Here is a 15,518-nt window from a genome sequence, read left to right as displayed (position 1 = left end):
GCGCTGGCGCGCGGCGCTGTACCGCCTGCTGCTTCTTTCTGGTCAAAAATACCTGCGCCGCAGGCCGCGGCCCGCAGGGGCGCTCTGATCAGTCGAACGTTCCGGCGACACGGCCCAGAAGCATGAAGGCGCGGGCGGTGCGGGTGTTGCCAAGGGCGGAAATCTCGCCGTCGGTGGCTTCCGACTCAAATTCCGCGAACATCTGGTCGAAGCGGCGCAGAAAGTGATGTGCCGCGTCGCGAAAGATCGGATCCTGCTTCATCCGGGCTGCGGTCAGTGCCAGAGACGTCCGGTCGCGCACGCCGCCCAGAGCGGCCACTGCACGGCCGCGCGCGCCCTGGCCGAACTGGCGCCAGATCTCAGGCCTGGCCATATCGGGGCGCAGGTCGTCCATGTAGATACCGTCCTGGCTGAGCAGCGTCAGAACATCCTGGGCCGCCTGAACCACCTGTGCAGCCTTGCGATCTTTGAGTGCCGCCCGCAGCGCGGCAAAGCCGTCCGTGTCCTCGGCGGTTTCCGGGAAGTTCAATGCGCGGATGAACTGCTCTGCGGGCAAGGGGGGCGCGGTGTCCGCAGCGCGGGTGCCAAGCGCCAGCGACCCTTGTCCGGCTGCCGTGATCTCTGCCGCCTCAGCCGGGATGGCCGGGCGTATCGGATCGGCACGGCGGCTGGTGTGGAAGGTGGCCAGTGTGGTTTCTGTTTTGCGGGTGGCCTCGGCGATCTCCTCCAGGCGTTTAGCCACCGAAGTCTCTGCCACGCCGGCATGCTGCTGTGCCTGGGCCAGATAGCTCTGGCGCAGCCCGTCGATGGCGGCTTGCAGCTGTTCGCTTTCTTCCCGCATCACCCGGGCTGAACGCGCCGCTGAGGCAGCAACCCACAGCATTGCCAATGGCAGGACAACCGCCAGCACGCTGGTGATCAGATCCGCCCATTGCGCCAGCCCGCGGCCTTCCGGAGCAAAAACATAAAAGCCGACAATGGCCAGCAGCCACAGCGCACCAAGGGCAATGGCAGCCATTTCAGCACCGCCCAGCCCGTTGCCTTCAGGCCCGTCCAGCCGCCGCAGCGGGCTGCTGCCTGCGGGACGGGAACCGGGACCTGGACTGCTGCTGGAGCCTGTCATGAACACATGAATCCTTGCTGGTCAGGAATAGACAATCTTGAGGATCTCGTAGGCACGCTCGCCGCCCGGCGTGCGCACTTCCACGCTGTCGCCTTCGTCTTTGCCGATCAAGGCACGGGCGATCGGAGACTTGATGTTCAAGAGACCCGCTTCAATGTTGGCTTCGTGCTCACCGACGATCTGCCAGGTTTTCTCCTCGTCGGTGTCTTCATCCACCACGGTCACCTTGGCGCCAAATTTGATGGCGCCGGACAGCTTTGCCGGGTTGATCACATCTGCCAGCGACAGGACGCCCTCCAGCTCCTTGATGCGGCCCTCGATGAAGGACTGCTTTTCGCGGGCTGAGTGGTATTCAGCGTTTTCCGACAGGTCGCCCAGCTCGCGCGCTTCGGCGATGGCCTGAATGATGGCCGGGCGTTCGACGGACTTCAGGTTCTTCAGTTCACTTTCCAGCGCGGTGAAACCCGCTGGGGTCATCGGGATCTTTTCCATGTGATTGGTCCAGGTCGCTTATTGTTCTTGTCTCTAGGAAAACCGCAGCCCCGCAGCATGAGCCGCGGGGCCTCCGGTCCGGTTAACAAACACCTGACCCAATCCGGCGCCCGATTTCAAGTGGGCGTGAACCCCAGGCGCAGGGAAATCTGCCTAAGCAGGCGGTTTGGGCGGATTTTCCACAGATATGCGCGGGAAGATGCCGCGCTCAGGCATCAGCGACGGGGTCGCCTGCCAGAGAATATCAATCATATTGCACGGCTTCGAATTCTATGCCGTTGTCATCGTGGAAATAGAACCGGCGGCCGGGTTCGTAGTCGCCATGGTTCATCGGGGTGAAACCGGCGGCCTTTACGGCGGCTTCGGTGGTGTCCAGATCGTCGACGATCACCGCCAAATGATTGAGCCCGCCGATGATGCCATAGCTTTCCGGCGCCGTATCGGCCGGTTCACGCGGCGTGTACAGCGCCAGGTAGCTGTCTTCTGCGCCGATATGCACTGTATAGCCGCCATTCTTGGCCTCGCCCTGCCAGCGCACATGCCAGCCGAAAACCTGCTTCATCCATGTCGCGGTGGAATTGGGGTCGGCGACGGTGACGTTTGCATGTTCCAGAACTGCGCTCATTGGAAATCTCCTTCTGCTCTGAGCAAACCTGTTGATACGACTCATCGTAATTTCTAAACCTAACTTTAGCTCAAGGTAATTTTTCAGGAGTTTCTCCATGCCCGCCACAGCCGGGATATCCATTGGCTCTCTGTCCGAACGCACCGGCCTCGCCGTATCGGCCATTCGCTACTACGAAGCACAGGGGCTGGTAGAACCTTGGCGCAATGCGGGCGGACAAAGACGGTTTCACCGGGCAGATATCCGGCGGATGAGTTTCATCATGATTGCGCAGCAGTTTGGCTTCTCGCTGCCCCAGATCCGTGGCTTCCTGAAGACCCTGCCTGGGGGACGGACGCCGACAAAAGAGGACTGGGCGCGGATCTCCGAAGGGTTTCGCGCGCATCTGGATCAGCGAATCGAAACATTGGTCAAATTGCGCGACAATCTGGACGGCTGCATAGGCTGCGGCTGTCTTTCGCTTCCGAATTGCAAACTTTACAACCCCGAAGACAAAGCGGCAGAGAGGGGGCAGGGACCCCGTTACCTGATGGGAGACAGCCCTGAGACCGGAACCGGGGCGGAAAACGCACCTTGAGTGACGAAAATGGACGCACTTTTTGTCTCAGTTGCCTGTTTTACAGGTGTTTGTCGCGGAGTTTGGATTGACCCAAGGGGGCGCCAAAGGCTAAGCAGCCGCGAAAGAAAATTGCGCCCGCATGACCCTGTGGGGCCGGTAGCGAACAGAAAGCCAAGGAGCGCCGCAAATGGCCGAGATTGAACGCGAAGCGATGGAATACGACGTAGTGATCGTCGGGGCCGGCCCTGCCGGTCTGTCTGCGGCCATCCGCCTGAAACAGCTGGACAGCGACCTTGAGGTCGTGGTGCTGGAAAAGGGCTCGGAAGTGGGCGCGCATATCCTGTCCGGCGCAGTTCTGGACCCCTGCGGCCTGAACGCGCTGATCCCTGACTGGAAAGAAAAAGGTGCGCCGCTGAACGTCGAGGTCAAGGAAGACAACTTCCTGATGCTGGGCGAGGGCGGCCAGATCCGCATTCCCAACTTCCCGATGCCGCCGCTGATGAACAACCACGGCAACTACATCGTTTCCATGGGCAATGTCTGCCGCTGGATGGCAGAGCAGGCCGAGGAACTGGGCATCGAGATTTTCCCGGGCATGGCGTGCTCGGAACTGGTCTATGGTGATAGCGGTGAAGTCAAAGGCGTCATCGCCGGCGAATTCGGCAAGAACCCCGACGGCACCCCCGGCCCGTCTTACGAGCCCGGCATGGAGCTGCACGGCAAATATGTCTTCATCTCCGAAGGCGTGCGCGGTTCGCTGGCCAAAGAAGTGATCAACAAATACGATCTGGCGGCCGGCAAGGACGTGCAGAAATACGGCGTTGGCATGAAAGAGATCTGGGAGATCGACCCTGCCAAGCACAAGGAAGGTACCGTCACCCACACCATGGGTTGGCCGCTGGGCTCCAATGCGGGCGGTGGTTCGTTCATCTACCACCTGGACAACAACCAGGTTTATGTCGGTTTCGTGGTGCACCTGAACTACAAGAACCCGCACCTGTTCCCCTACATGGAATTCCAGCGTTTCAAGCACCATCCGGTGGTTGCCGACCTGCTGAAAGGCGGCAAGCGCGTGGCCTACGGCGCCCGTGCCATCACTGAAGGCGGCTATCAGTCGATGCCGAAACTGGTCGCACCCGGCGTGGCGCTGCTGGGCTGCTCTGCCGGCATGGTCAACGTGCCGCGCATCAAGGGCAACCACAACGCAATGCTGTCGGGCAAAGCCGCAGCTGAGGCGGCCTATGACGCGATCAAGGCAGAGCGTTCGGGCGACGAACTGACCGCCTATGAGACCGATGTCCGCGACGGCGCTATCGGCAAAGATCTCAAGATGGTCCGCAACGTCAAGCCGATGTGGTCCAAATGGGGGCTGACGGCCTCTCTGATGCTGGGCGGTCTGGACATGTGGACCAACAACATCCTGGGCTTCTCGCTGTTCGGCACCCTGAGCCATGGCAAGAACGACGCCGAATCGACCGAAGAAGCATCAAAGCACAAGCCTATCGACTATCCGAAACCCGATGGCGTGCTGTCCTTTGACCGTCTGACCAACGTGTCCTTCGCAATGACCAACCATGAGGAAAGCCAGCCCTGCCACCTGCAGCTGGGCAACGCCGACACTCCGATCGCGGTCAACCTGCCCAAGTTCGCAGAACCGGCGCAGCGCTACTGCCCGGCCGGCGTCTACGAAGTGGTTGAAAACGATGGCAAGCCCGAGTTCGTGGTCAACTTCCAGAACTGCGTCCACTGCAAGACCTGCGACATCAAGGACCCGTCCCAGAACATCACCTGGACCACGCCCCAGGGCGGCGACGGCCCGAACTACCCGAACATGTAACGGGAACGTTAGGTTTCCGGCGGGCTTTTGCCGGATTTTATGGGGCGGTCTTCGGGCCGCCCCATTGCGTGTTGACGGGCGCCGCACTACGCTTTCTTAGAAGAGCAAAGAGCAGTAAACCGTAAGGGGGTCCCCAGTGCCCGTATCCATTCTTCGCAGCTTGTCCTGTGCGGCCCTGATGGCCGCCGCCACCGCACCCGCAGTGCAGGCCGGGGGATTGGCAGGATCCTACCTGGCCGGACGGGCCGCGACCTATGACAGCGACTTCGCCTCAGCGGCGCTCTATTACACTCAGGCGCTGGCGCGCGATCCGCACAACCCGCTGCTGATGGAAAACGTGGTGTTTGCCCAGCTCGCCATGGGGCAGGCAGAGCTTGCGGTGCCGGTGGCTGAACGGCTGCGCCAGACAGGCGCCCGCAGCCAGGTTGCCAATATCGTCTCGGCAGGCGGCCATGCCGCCAGGGGCGACTATCAGGCCATTCTGGACCGCGACCCCGAGCAGGACGCGATCCATCCGCTGGTGGACGGGTTGCTGGAAGGCTGGGCGCAGGTTGGTGCGGGCTCCGTCTCCGGTGCGCTGGACGCATTTGACGGACTGGTCAAGGATGGCAGCCTGAAACCTTTCGTGCTTTATCACCGGGCCCTGGCGCTGGCCTCTGCCGGCGACTATGGCGGCGCCGAGGAAATCTTTGCCGAAGAGAACGGCCGTCTGGCCACTCTCAGCCGCCGTGCTGCGGTGGCGCGGGTGCAGATCCTGTCGCAGCTGGGCCGCAATGAGGATGCCCGCAAAGCGCTGGCCGCCGCTTTCGGCAGCAGTCTCGACCCCGGACTGGAGACACTGGACGCACGGCTCGCTGCCGGTGAAACCCTGGCCTACACCATTGCCCCCAGTCCGCAGGATGGCATTGCCGAGGTGTTCTTTACCCTCGGCGCGGCGCTGAATGGCGATACCGCCAATGATTATGTGTTGATGTATGCCCGCATGGCAGCCTCGTTGCGCCCGGATCATGTGGATGCCATCCTGCTCAGCGCAAGCCTCCTGGATCAGCTGGGCCGCTATGAACTGTCTGTTGCCACCTACAAGCAGGTGCCTGCCGACCACCCGGACTATCACGCGGCCGAAATGGGCCGGGCAGAGGCGCTGCGCCGCGCTGCCAAGCCGGATGCCGCCATCGAAGTGCTGGAGAAACTGGCCCGCGACTTTCCCGGCCAGCCCGGCGTTTACATCAGTCTGGGCGATCTGCTGCGCCAGGAGGAAGACTACGCCGCAGCCGCCCGCGCCTATGACAAGGCGCTGGACAAAACACCTGAGGATTCCTCCAGCCGTTGGTTCCTGTATTATGCCCGCGGCATCTGCCACGAGCGCCTGGACCAGTGGCCGCAGGCAGAGGCCGACTTTCGCGCGTCTCTGGAGCTGGACCCGAACCGACCGCAGGTGCTGAACTACCTCGGTTATTCGCTGGTGGAGAAAAGCAGCAAGCTGGATGAGGCACTGGACATGATCGAGCGCGCGGTTGCCGCGCGCCCCGACTCCGGGTTCATCGTCGACTCCTTGGGCTGGGTGCTCTACCGCATGGGCCAGTTCGGCGAGGCCGTCGCCCATATGGAGCGTGCAGTGGAACTGATGCCGGTCGACCCGGTGGTCAACGACCATCTGGGCGACGTTTATTGGGCGGTGGGCCGCGAGCGCGAAGCGGAATTTCAATGGAAGCGCGCACTGTCGTTCATTGACCCAGAGGACACAGACGGCGAAGCCAACCCTGAGCGCATCCGCCGCAAGCTGGAAGTCGGCCTCGACGCGGTTCTGGCCGAGGAAGGCGCCAAGCCTCTGAAGGTCGCCAATGGCGGCTGACGTCGCAGCACCCGCCAAGATCAACCTGACCCTGCATGTGACCGGCCGCCGCGGCGACGGATATCACCTGCTGGATTCGCTGGTGGTTTTTGCCGATACCGGTGACCGACTGCGCTTTGATCCGGGCAGTGAATTGACGCTGGAGGTCTCTGGTCTGTTTGCAAAGGGCGTGCCCGCAGATCAGCGAAATCTGGTGTGGAGAGCTGCCGAAGGGGCGGGGTGGGCCGGACAGATTTCCCTCGACAAACAATTGCCTCACGGTGCCGGCATCGGTGGCGGATCCTCGGATGCCGCCGCCATTCTGCGCTGGATTGCCGGGCAGGGCGGCAGCATTCCCGCAGACCTGCCCCTGTCGCTGGGAGCGGATGTGCCGGTCTGCATGGCAGCTCGCGCGGCCCGGATGCAGGGGATCGGCGAGCAGGTAACGCCGGTGCAATTGCTCGAACTGCACGCGCTTATTGTCAATCCTGGCGCGCATGTCCCGACGGGGGGGGTGTTTTCAGCGCTCGCCTGCCGCAACAACCCGCCGATGCCGGCGGAAATCCCTGCCTTCACGGAGGCAAAAGACTGCGCCGCCTGGCTGGCAGAGCAGCGCAACGACCTGGAGACCCCGGCCATCGCCGTTGCTCCGGAAATCGACCGGGTTCTGTCGGATCTTCGCAATACCCGACAGGTTTTGCTGGCGCGTATGTCCGGTTCCGGCGCCACCTGCTTTGCGCTCTATCCCACAAAAAAAGCCGCCCATATGGCGGCTTATGAAATTGGCGCCGAACACCCTGGATGGTGGTGCAGCGCCGCTACTCTGACCTGACAGTCCGCGCCCGACTCCGCAACAGGAGCTCCCGCCCGCGGCCCGGCGCATCAAAGATGCTTGCCCGCCGTTGGGCCTGGCGCCGCGCTGGCGCACGGCGCGCCACCGTATGTCGCTTCTTTCTGGTCAAAAATACCCCGGGGGTGAGGCCATCAGGCCGAGGGGGCAGCGCCCCCTCTTTCTTGAAGGAACTACCCGTCTCAGTTCAGCCGTGACACCACATAGTCCGCCAGGTCGCTCAGCATGCTGCGGATTTCATGATCGGGCAGCGCCTGCAGCGCATCCCGCGCTTTGGTGGCCCAGCCATAGGCATCCGCGCGGGTGGCCTCCAGCGTCTTGTACTTGGCCATCAGCGCCAGCGCCTGCTCCAGGTCGCCCTCTTCCTGCTTGCCCTTCTCGATGGTGCGCATCCAAAAGACGCGTTCTTCGTCCGTCGCCTGCGCCACCGCCTTGATCACCGGCAGGGTCAGTTTGCGTTCGCGGAAATCATCGCCGACATTCTTGCCGGTGGCCTTGCTGTCGCCCTGGTAGTCCAGCAGGTCATCAGCGATCTGGAAGGCAATTCCCAGCGCATCACCATAATCAAACAGCGCCTTCACCTGATCCTCAGACGCGCCGGCAATCACGCCGCCCACTTCGGTTGCCGCCGAGAACAGTGCCGCAGTCTTGCCGCGCACCACCTGCAGATAGATGTCCTCATCCGTCTTCAGGTTCGACGCTGCGGTCATCTGCAGCACTTCGCCTTCGGCAATGGTGGCAGAGGCGTTGGCCAGAATGTCCAGCACCCGCATAGAGCCGGTTTCGACCATCAGCTGGAAGCTGCGGGAAAACAGGTAGTCGCCAACCAGAACCGAGCTTTTGTTGTCCCATAACAGGTTCGCAGTAGGCCGCCCGCGCCGCTGGCTGCTTTCGTCGACAACATCGTCATGCAGCAGGGTGGCAGTGTGGATGAATTCCACCGTGGCCGCCAGTTTCAGGTGCTGGTCGCCCTGGTATCCACAGAGCCGCGCCGCCGCCAGTGTCAGCATCGGCCGCAGCCGCTTGCCGCCTGCTTCGACCAGATGCGCGGTGACTTCGGGGATGCGCGGCGCATGTTTGGACGCCATCCGGGTCCGGATCAGCGCATTCACCGCGTCCAGTTCCTGGCTCAGTGTCGCGGCCAGCATCTCATGCGGCTTCCGGGTCATCACTTGGTCCATCACTTTCCTGCTCGCAAGGCTCGACAAGGCCTGCACCTTGCCCTTAGATCCATCCCCATGAAAGAGCTTTTACGCAGCACCGATCCGACGATCATGGCCTTTGCCTCCGCCCTTCTTGAGGGAGAGGATATAGACTGCTTTCAAATGGACGTAAATATGAGCATCCTGGAAGGCGGGATCGGAATTTTCCCGCGTCGCCTGATGGTGCATGAAGATGACTATTATGAAGCCGTGATCGTGATGCGCGACAATGAAATCCCGTTGGGACGATGACCGCATTCACTGACAATGAGCTCAGCTGCAACGGGTTTCTGGGCGGCAGGGTGCAATTGTTGCAGCCGCACAAAGGTTACCGCGCCGGGGTTGACCCGGTGCTGCTGGCGGCAGCAGTTCCAGCGGCGCCAGGGCACGCCGTATTGGAGCTTGGCTGCGGTGCCGGGCAGGCGCTTTTGTGTTTGGGCGGCCGGGTGCCCGGGCTGTCTCTGGCAGGGGTTGAGCTTCAGCTGCCTTACGCGGATCTTGCCCGGCGCAATGCCGCCGCAAACGACCAAAAGCTTGAGGTGGTCGAGGCGGACTTGTCGTCCCTTCCTAGCGAATTGAAACAGCGTCACTTCCAGCACGTCATCGCCAATCCGCCTTATTACAAACGCGGCGCGCACAGCCAGTCCGAGGATGCAGGCCGTCGGCGGGCCTTGGGGGAAGAGACGCCGCTGGCGGATTGGATTGCAGTCGCCGCCCGCCGCCTGGCGCCAAAAGGGTACCTGCACATGATCCAGCGGGCTGACCGGCTGCCGGACATGCTGGCGGGTTGCAGCGGCAGTCTGGGGTCGCTCGAAATCCTGCCGCTCTGCCCACGTGCAGGCCGAGCTGCTGAACTGGTCATCCTGCGCGCGCGCAAGGGCGGCAAGGCGGATTTCCGGCTGCATGCGCCGCTGGTCCTGCATGAAGGGCATCAGCACGAGCGGGACGGCGATAGCTATCAGCCGAAAATCCGCGCTGTTCTGCGTGATGCTGCGGCCTTGCCCTGGCCGCAGTGAGCAATTTTCTGCCGAGACGCGCGGCCGTTCCTATTGCCTCTTCTGCGCCTTTGACGGGAAAAACTCCAAGGAAAATACGACCATAGGGGTCGCCTGTCTGCGGCAAATTGCGCGGCGTAGGGTTGATATGAAAATTTCATGACAAAAATACTGCGGCTGCGGCGTGACAGACTGGAAAACTTATGCTCCACTCGTTTTGTCGAAACACATTCAGCTCAAAAAAGGAGGGTTGCCATGAGCCTCAGCTCGCATCTGACCGAACTTAAGAAGAAGCACGAGCATCTGAGCATGGAAGTGGAACAGGCCCAGCGATCACCGGGAACCGATGATCTGGAAATCGCAACAATGAAGAAGCAAAAGCTGAAGCTGAAGGAAGAGATTTCCCGCCTGACCGCTGAAGCCGTCTGAAGAATTCCGCCGGGCTGACCCGGCACCAAGGTTCAGAGGGTCTGCCTGCGCGGCGGCCCTCTTTTCTTTTCAGGAAAGGGTGCGGAGGTTGATCACTTCGCAGCGCTGGCCCGTGCTGCAATCAGTGCGCCGCCGGTAATCAGCGCCGCTGCCAGCGCCAGAACCCAGGAGGCTTGGGCAATTCCAGCCAGCACCAGAACCAGCGTGGACAGCAGCGGTGCCGCATATGAGCTGGTGCCGAGCATCTGAATGTCACCCTGTTTGACGCCGATGTCCCAGACATAGAATGCCAGCCCCACAGGGCCAAGACCCAGCAGCAGAGTAGAGGTCCAGCCCAGGGTGCCGGCGGGCCAAACGGTTTCTTCCAGGGCCAGGTGCAATCCCCAGGATGCTACCGCCGTGGTCAGGCAGAATACAGCAACCGAACTGGTCGGAGCCTTGCCCACCAGCCGCGACAGCACCGAATAGCCTGACCAAGTCAGCGCGCAGAGCAAGGCCAGCCCGTAGCCGGGCAGATACTGCACCTCAAATCCGCTGCCGCCGCCGGATATGATGGTGGCCGCCCCGGCAAAGCCCAGGCCAGCGCCGATCAAATGGCCGGGTTTCAGCCGCTCCCCTGGCAGCAGGCCTGAAAACAGCACAATCAGCAACGGCCATAGATAGGAGATCAGCCCGGCCTCAGCCGCCGGTGCCAGCCGCAGTGCCGAGAAATACAGCAGGTGATAGCCGAACAGTCCAATCGTGCCGAAGGCGTAAACTTTGAGCGGCACGTCCTTCAGCTGTCCCAGCCTGCCCGAGACTGCAGTCCAGATGATCCCCAATGTGCCGCCGATGGTGAAACACAGGGCGTTCAGCAGCAACGGCGGGGTCGGCTCCGATCCCACGGTCAGCAGCGCCAGCAGCGCCCACAACAGAACTGCGATGAAGCCAATGATGGTCGCGCGGGTCTTGGTCATTGGGATAAGAGATCCTGAAACGGGATGACTTGCATGCCGCCCCACTTATGCGCGGTTTTTCCATTTTCGCAAAGCACCATTCGCGGAAGGTGGTGATCTGCGGTTGGTCCTTGGCCTCAGGCCGGCACAGTAAGCGGCAGACTGGATGGCGAACTTGAAAGGGCGCTAGCAGACGCACTTGGCGCAGATCCTTGATAATCAGCGGTCGCCGCCCCAATGCCACACCCAGCCCGGCGCCAGCGTTCTTAAGGAATAGAAAAGGGCCGATCCATCAGGACCGGCCCTTGCCGTTTCCGCTGAAGCGAAAGATCAGACGAAGAACTGCGCGCCGTTGGCGGAGATGGTCGAGCCATTGATGAAGCCCGAGTCGTCAGAGGCCAGGAAAGCCACACAGCGGGCGATCTCTTCCGGCTCACCCAGGCGGCCGGCCGGGATCTGGCCGATGATCGATTCGCGCACCTTCTCCGGCACCGCCATCACCATTTCGGTGGCGATGTAGCCGGGGCAGATGGCGTTGGCAGTGATGCCCGCACGCGCACCTTCCTGGGCCAGCGATTTCACGATACCCAGATCACCGGCCTTGGTGGCGGCATAGTTCACCTGCGCGAACTGGCCTTTCTGACCGTTGATCGAGGAAATCACGATGACGCGACCGAACTTGCGCTCGCGCATGCCGGGCCAGATCGGGTGCACGGTGTTGAACACGCCGGTCAGGTTGGTGTCGATCACTTCCTGCCACTGCTGCGGCGTCATCTTGTGGAACGGTGCATCGCGGGTGATGCCGGCATTGGCGACCACGATGTCGATCGGGCCCAGATCTTCTTCGACCTTGGCGATGCCGGCAGCGCTTTCCTCGTAGCTGCCGACATTCCATTTATAGGTCTTGATACCGGTTTCCTCGGTAAATTTTGCCGCGGCTTCGTCATTGCCGGCATAAGTTGCAGCCACAGTGCAGCCCTGCGCCTTCAGCGCCTGGGAAATTGCTGCGCCGATGCCGCGGGAACCGCCGGTGACGAGTGCAGTACGTGCCATTCAAGAATCCTCCAGTCATAGTCTCTTGGTAATCTTGCTACAGTTTGTGGCAAGCAAGAGCAACAATATTGCGCGGCAAATTTCTGCATTGCCGCAAAAAAATTGTCGCACCTGCAGTATTAGGACTGCCATGTAAAAGAAAAAGGACGCCACGGGGGCGTCCTTCTCATTTTACGGTCTGTTGCCGGTTTTTACGGGCGTTCGACGCACATGGCGACGCCCATGCCGCCGCCGATGCACAGTGTCGCAAGGCCTTTCTTGGCGCCGCGGCGCTTCATTTCGAACAGCAGCGTGTTCAGCACCCGGCAGCCGGAAGCGCCGATCGGGTGGCCGATGGCAATGGCACCGCCGTTCACATTGACGATCGACGGATCCCAACCCATGTCCTTGTTCACGGCACAGGCCTGTGCGGCAAAGGCTTCGTTGGCTTCCACCAGATCCAGGTCACCTACGGCCCAGCCGGCCTTCTCCAGGGCCTTGCGGGAAGCATAGACCGGGCCGACGCCCATGATGGACGGATCCAGACCCGCGGTGGCATAAGAGGCGATTCGGGCCAGCGGTTCGATACCACGGCGCTCGGCCTCATCGGCACTCATCAGCAGCGTTGCAGCGGCGCCATCATTCAGGCCAGAGGCGTTGGCAGCGGTGACCGAACCGTCCTTGGTGAAGGCCGGGCGCAGTTTTTGCATCGCTTCCATGGTGGCGCCGTGGCGGATGTATTCATCCTGATCTACCACGATGTCGCCCTTGCGGTGCTTGACAGTGAAGGCGGCGATTTCATCAGCAAATTTGCCAGCCTTCTGCGCCGCTTCCGCCTTGTTTTGCGAGGCGACGGCGAATTCGTCCTGCATATCGCGGGAGATCTGCCACTGGTCAGCCACATTTTCTGCGGTCTGGCCCATGTGGTAGCCGTTGAACGCATCCCACAGCCCGTCGCGGATCATTGTGTCGATGTATTTCATGTCGCCCATTTTCTGGCCGGCGCGCAGATGCGCGGCATGGGGGGACAGTGTCATGTTTTCCTGGCCACCTGCGGCCACGATGGAGGCATCGCCCAGCTGGATATGCTGTGCACCCAATGCCACGGCGCGCAGGCCGGAGCCACAGACCTGGTTAATGCCCCAGGCGGCGCTTTCTTTGGGCAGGCCTGCATTGATATGGGCCTGACGGGCCGGGTTCTGGCCCTGCGCTGCGGTCAGCACCTGGCCGAGAATGGTCTCGGACACTTCGGATTTGTCCACGCCCGCGCGCGCCACCACGGCCTCCAGCACGGCGGCGCCCAGATCGTGGGCCGGGGTATTGGCGAACGAGCCGCCAAAGGAGCCGACGGCCGTGCGCGCGGCGGATGCGATTACAACATTGGTCATTGATTTTGGTCCTCTGCCATCAATTCTGGTCTCCCGGGAGCGCCCTGTTGTGGCCAGGTGAAAATCGGCCACGCAAGAATCTTTCCCGAATCCTCCGGGTACCGACATAATCTATTGCTGCACGTGCAGCAATTGACAGGGTGTCTCAGGGAGTGCGGCAGAGTCAACAGCAGGTTGCGCCTTGACCGTTAGGACGTCTATCTGCCAGCAGCGGTGACGCCGCAAGACAGCAGGTCAGGGGGCGAAAATATACCCTGTGTGTGCCGCGAAAACGGTAAAACAGCGCAGCCGGAGACCGGCCGGGGTAAAGCAGCGCAAAGGTAAAACCGGCAGGGAAGCCAAAGTGAAAGCGGCAGGGAAAAAGGGCGCCTTGCAGTGCGCGCGGGACCGTTGCCGCAGCTTCAGTGACCATTGCAACCAGTTACCCGGTCGCGCGCCGCAGCTGGATCGCTCAGCCTGCCTCTTGCTGTTTCTTCATGTCCTCGATCCAGGGCGGAGTGACGGAAGGGGCGCCGAACAGATAGCCCTGCAGGCAGTCGACGCCATTTTCCACCAGGAACTCTGCGTCCTCCTGGTTTTCAACCGATTCCGCGACTGTCAGCATGTCAAATTGCTTGGCAATGCCGATTAGGGCGCGGACCACGGCCTGGTTGTCGTGGCTGCGCGATATGCCGCGCACAAATTGCCCATCGATTTTGACCGCATCAAAGAAAAACTGGCGAAAGTTTCCGATCGCGGTCGTGCCGGCGCCGAAGTTATCCAGTGCAAAGGCGATCCCGTGCTGCTGCATGCGGCCCATGAAATCTGTCACCAGCTCCGGCGCGGCCATGGCAGAGGCCTCGGTAATTTCCAGAACCAGCCGTTCACCCAGGGTGGAGTCGCGTTTCAGGAAACGATCAAGAACCTGACCCCAGCGCTGATAGCCGATGGAGCGAGCGGACATGTTCACCGACAGGCGAATCTGCGGGTAGTGTTCCAGCGCTTTCAGCCCGTGCTGCAGCGCGAGGCAGTCCATTTCCCGTCCGATTTCCTTGTCTTCGACAACATGCATGAATTCCCGTGCGGGAATGACCCGACCGGTGGGGTCCAGCACCCGGATGTATCCCTCATAAAAGGCAACACCATGCGGCGCCATTGCCTGCATGATCGGCTGGTAAGCAAGCACCGTCTGATTGTGCCGTACAGCTTCTGCCACCATATCCAAGGTCGACCGGTCGCGTTCGGTCACCGCCGCATTCAGTGGGTTTTCGGCGCCTTCCGGTAAATCTGCTCTGCGTCGTTTCATTTTCTGTGATGCCCCTTTTACGGGAAATGTTGGGGTGTAGTATGATGCGTCATGCAGACTGCTGCAAAAGCGTTGAAGCGGCATTAAAATTAAAATTTGAAAAGTTCCGCTGCGGTGCTGGGCTTCAGCCCTCAAATCCGGGGCGCGGCTTTTGCATGGCGGGCCAAATGCGTAACTTTGTTTGCAGCTGGCGCATCACCGCGGGTCGGCATGCGCGCCCCGCTAATGGAATGGCAGTTGGTCCAGCGGCACGGCCACATTGCCAATCACATGCGGCAGTTTTCCGATCAATAGTGAAACAGGTTTATTTCCACTCTCCATCCGATGCCAGTGCGCCGGTTCGGGGCGTCTTTCAGGAATGAGAAAGCGCAAAACTCTGCCGGGTCAGAGGACGGATAAACTGTTAGAACGAAAATATGGTCGCCTTGCCCTTCCCTTTGTCGCGGGTAAAGGTCGCTGTATTCCCATCGATGCTGACGGTATTGCAGTCTTCAGGTAATCTTGTTTGTCCAAGGTAGATATTCCGGCAAAAGAAGCGCTTATGCCAAATCCAGGCACCGGTGATTTTCTCGCCCTTGCGGGAAACCCCGGTCAGCTTACCATCTGCGGAGGCGACAATCCAAGAATTGCCAGAAACTAGCTTCTTACCCACGATTGGCGTTGTTGCGCAACTCGTTTTGAGGACGAGCTTCCCCTTTCCGCGGCGGATTCATCCATCACACACGATCTCGGCGGTGCCGAGGGCCGAGAATCGGTTCATGAGAGCGATGCGGATGTGGATTTCGGCGGTTTGTCTGTCTGGGTCCCTCGCCATGATGCGTTCGCCGAATGCCTTGAGGCATAGCATTTTGGCCTCCACGCGACTTCGGATGTGATAACCACTCCATCGTTTCCACAGCGCCCTGCCGAAGCGTTGCGAAGCGCGCAGTATCTCG

The 15,518-nt window shown here is 61.1% G+C and carries 16 protein-coding genes and 1 pseudogene; 7 read left to right on the top strand and 10 right to left on the bottom strand.

The features are described 5' to 3' along the window. Nucleotides 1–88: 88 nt before the first annotated feature. The 3 genes from ACP151_RS05485 to ACP151_RS05475 form a co-directional block, all read right to left on the bottom strand. Entirely contained in the window at nt 89–1,123 is a 1,035-nt protein-coding gene (locus tag ACP151_RS05485) for a hypothetical protein (protein WP_424977855.1), read from the bottom strand. Between the two features lie 21 nt (nt 1,124–1,144). After that, entirely contained in the window at nt 1,145–1,615 is a 471-nt protein-coding gene (gene greA / locus ACP151_RS05480) for a transcription elongation factor GreA (protein WP_424977854.1), read from the bottom strand. 244 nt (nt 1,616–1,859) lie between these two features. Next, nucleotides 1,860–2,240 carry a VOC family protein gene (locus ACP151_RS05475; protein WP_424977853.1) on the bottom strand — a complete coding sequence of 127 codons (381 nt, stop codon included), beginning with the start codon at nt 2,238–2,240 and terminating at the stop codon, nt 1,860–1,862. A gap of 97 nt (nt 2,241–2,337) precedes the next feature. Between ACP151_RS05475 and soxR the strand changes: the two genes are divergently transcribed. The 4 genes from soxR to ACP151_RS05455 all read left to right on the top strand — a co-directional run bounded on the left by soxR (nt 2,338) and on the right by ACP151_RS05455 (nt 7,299). Then, nucleotides 2,338–2,817, top strand: coding sequence for a redox-sensitive transcriptional activator SoxR (gene soxR / locus ACP151_RS05470; RefSeq protein ID WP_424977852.1), 480 nt, complete (start codon nt 2,338–2,340; stop codon nt 2,815–2,817). Nucleotides 2,818–2,986: 169 nt separating this feature from the next. Continuing rightward, nucleotides 2,987–4,636 carry a 4Fe-4S dicluster domain-containing protein gene (locus ACP151_RS05465; protein ID WP_424977851.1) on the top strand — a complete coding sequence of 550 codons (1,650 nt, stop codon included), beginning with the start codon at nt 2,987–2,989 and terminating at the stop codon, nt 4,634–4,636. Between the two features lie 136 nt (nt 4,637–4,772). After that, the gene (locus tag ACP151_RS05460) at nt 4,773–6,488 is read left to right on the top strand and encodes a tetratricopeptide repeat protein (protein WP_424977850.1); all 1,716 of its coding nucleotides are present in this window, start codon (nt 4,773–4,775) and stop codon (nt 6,486–6,488) included. Next, entirely contained in the window at nt 6,478–7,299 is an 822-nt protein-coding gene (locus tag ACP151_RS05455) for a 4-(cytidine 5'-diphospho)-2-C-methyl-D-erythritol kinase (RefSeq protein ID WP_424977849.1), read from the top strand. Before ACP151_RS05460 ends, ACP151_RS05455 begins: the two co-directional genes overlap by 11 nt. Before the next feature lie 200 nt (nt 7,300–7,499). Here the strand turns inward: ACP151_RS05455 and ACP151_RS05450 are convergent, their stop codons facing one another. Beyond that, complete coding sequence (locus ACP151_RS05450; protein WP_424977848.1) at nt 7,500–8,498, bottom strand: polyprenyl synthetase family protein; 999 nt, start codon at nt 8,496–8,498, stop codon at nt 7,500–7,502. Nucleotides 8,499–8,555: 57 nt separating this feature from the next. On the opposite strand from ACP151_RS05450, the gene ACP151_RS05445 reads away from it, so the two are divergent. The 3 genes from ACP151_RS05445 to ACP151_RS05435 all read left to right on the top strand — a co-directional run bounded on the left by ACP151_RS05445 (nt 8,556) and on the right by ACP151_RS05435 (nt 9,943). Then, nucleotides 8,556–8,771, top strand: a complete 216-nt coding sequence (locus ACP151_RS05445; RefSeq protein WP_424977847.1) for a DUF2007 domain-containing protein — start codon at nt 8,556–8,558, stop codon at nt 8,769–8,771. Then, nucleotides 8,768–9,535, top strand: coding sequence for a tRNA1(Val) (adenine(37)-N6)-methyltransferase (locus ACP151_RS05440; RefSeq protein ID WP_424977846.1), 768 nt, complete (start codon nt 8,768–8,770; stop codon nt 9,533–9,535). The genes ACP151_RS05445 and ACP151_RS05440 overlap by 4 nt, the downstream gene beginning before the upstream one ends. Before the next feature lie 234 nt (nt 9,536–9,769). Further along, entirely contained in the window at nt 9,770–9,943 is a 174-nt protein-coding gene (locus ACP151_RS05435; RefSeq protein WP_082020447.1) for a YdcH family protein, read from the top strand. A gap of 92 nt (nt 9,944–10,035) precedes the next feature. On the opposite strand, the gene ACP151_RS05430 is transcribed toward ACP151_RS05435, so the two are convergent. From ACP151_RS05430 to ACP151_RS05405, 6 genes and pseudogenes are all read right to left on the bottom strand, one after another. Further along, nucleotides 10,036–10,899, bottom strand: coding sequence for a DMT family transporter (locus tag ACP151_RS05430; protein WP_424977845.1), 864 nt, complete (start codon nt 10,897–10,899; stop codon nt 10,036–10,038). 309 nt (nt 10,900–11,208) lie between these two features. Then, complete coding sequence (phbB, locus tag ACP151_RS05425; protein ID WP_424977844.1) at nt 11,209–11,931, bottom strand: acetoacetyl-CoA reductase; 723 nt, start codon at nt 11,929–11,931, stop codon at nt 11,209–11,211. 191 nt (nt 11,932–12,122) lie between these two features. After that, on the bottom strand, nt 12,123–13,298 hold the full coding sequence (locus ACP151_RS05420) for an acetyl-CoA C-acetyltransferase (RefSeq protein WP_424977843.1): 1,176 nt from the start codon (nt 13,296–13,298) through the stop codon (nt 12,123–12,125). A 451-nt stretch (nt 13,299–13,749) separates the two neighbouring features. Continuing rightward, on the bottom strand, nt 13,750–14,583 hold the full coding sequence (locus ACP151_RS05415) for an EAL domain-containing protein (protein WP_424977842.1): 834 nt from the start codon (nt 14,581–14,583) through the stop codon (nt 13,750–13,752). 403 nt (nt 14,584–14,986) lie between these two features. After that, complete coding sequence (locus ACP151_RS05410; protein ID WP_424977841.1) at nt 14,987–15,235, bottom strand: hypothetical protein; 249 nt, start codon at nt 15,233–15,235, stop codon at nt 14,987–14,989. A gap of 57 nt (nt 15,236–15,292) precedes the next feature. Continuing rightward, nucleotides 15,293–15,518, bottom strand: a pseudogene (locus tag ACP151_RS05405) (IS5/IS1182 family transposase); the annotation flags it as partial.

It is taken from the genome of Leisingera sp. S232, from assembly GCF_049800895.1.
Classification (GTDB): domain Bacteria; phylum Pseudomonadota; class Alphaproteobacteria; order Rhodobacterales; family Rhodobacteraceae; genus Leisingera.
The sequence above is the reverse complement of the archived record's forward strand: the minus strand, read 5'-3'. Positions and strand labels throughout refer to the sequence as shown.

Coding starts and splice junctions, on each gene's coding strand:
- ACP151_RS05485 (WP_424977855.1), bottom strand. CDS start 1,123: ATGACAGGCTCCAGCAGCAGTCCAGGTCCCGGTTCCCGTCCCGCAGGC.
- greA (WP_424977854.1), bottom strand. CDS start 1,615: ATGGAAAAGATCCCGATGACCCCAGCGGGTTTCACCGCGCTGGAAAGT.
- ACP151_RS05475 (WP_424977853.1), bottom strand. CDS start 2,240: ATGAGCGCAGTTCTGGAACATGCAAACGTCACCGTCGCCGACCCCAAT.
- soxR (WP_424977852.1), top strand. CDS start 2,338: ATGCCCGCCACAGCCGGGATATCCATTGGCTCTCTGTCCGAACGCACC.
- ACP151_RS05465 (WP_424977851.1), top strand. CDS start 2,987: ATGGCCGAGATTGAACGCGAAGCGATGGAATACGACGTAGTGATCGTC.
- ACP151_RS05455 (WP_424977849.1), top strand. CDS start 6,478: ATGGCGGCTGACGTCGCAGCACCCGCCAAGATCAACCTGACCCTGCAT.
- ACP151_RS05450 (WP_424977848.1), bottom strand. CDS start 8,498: ATGGACCAAGTGATGACCCGGAAGCCGCATGAGATGCTGGCCGCGACA.
- ACP151_RS05445 (WP_424977847.1), top strand. CDS start 8,556: ATGAAAGAGCTTTTACGCAGCACCGATCCGACGATCATGGCCTTTGCC.
- ACP151_RS05440 (WP_424977846.1), top strand. CDS start 8,768: ATGACCGCATTCACTGACAATGAGCTCAGCTGCAACGGGTTTCTGGGC.
- ACP151_RS05435 (WP_082020447.1), top strand. CDS start 9,770: ATGAGCCTCAGCTCGCATCTGACCGAACTTAAGAAGAAGCACGAGCAT.
- ACP151_RS05430 (WP_424977845.1), bottom strand. CDS start 10,899: ATGACCAAGACCCGCGCGACCATCATTGGCTTCATCGCAGTTCTGTTG.
- phbB (WP_424977844.1), bottom strand. CDS start 11,931: ATGGCACGTACTGCACTCGTCACCGGCGGTTCCCGCGGCATCGGCGCA.
- ACP151_RS05420 (WP_424977843.1), bottom strand. CDS start 13,298: ATGACCAATGTTGTAATCGCATCCGCCGCGCGCACGGCCGTCGGCTCC.
- ACP151_RS05415 (WP_424977842.1), bottom strand. CDS start 14,583: ATGAAACGACGCAGAGCAGATTTACCGGAAGGCGCCGAAAACCCACTG.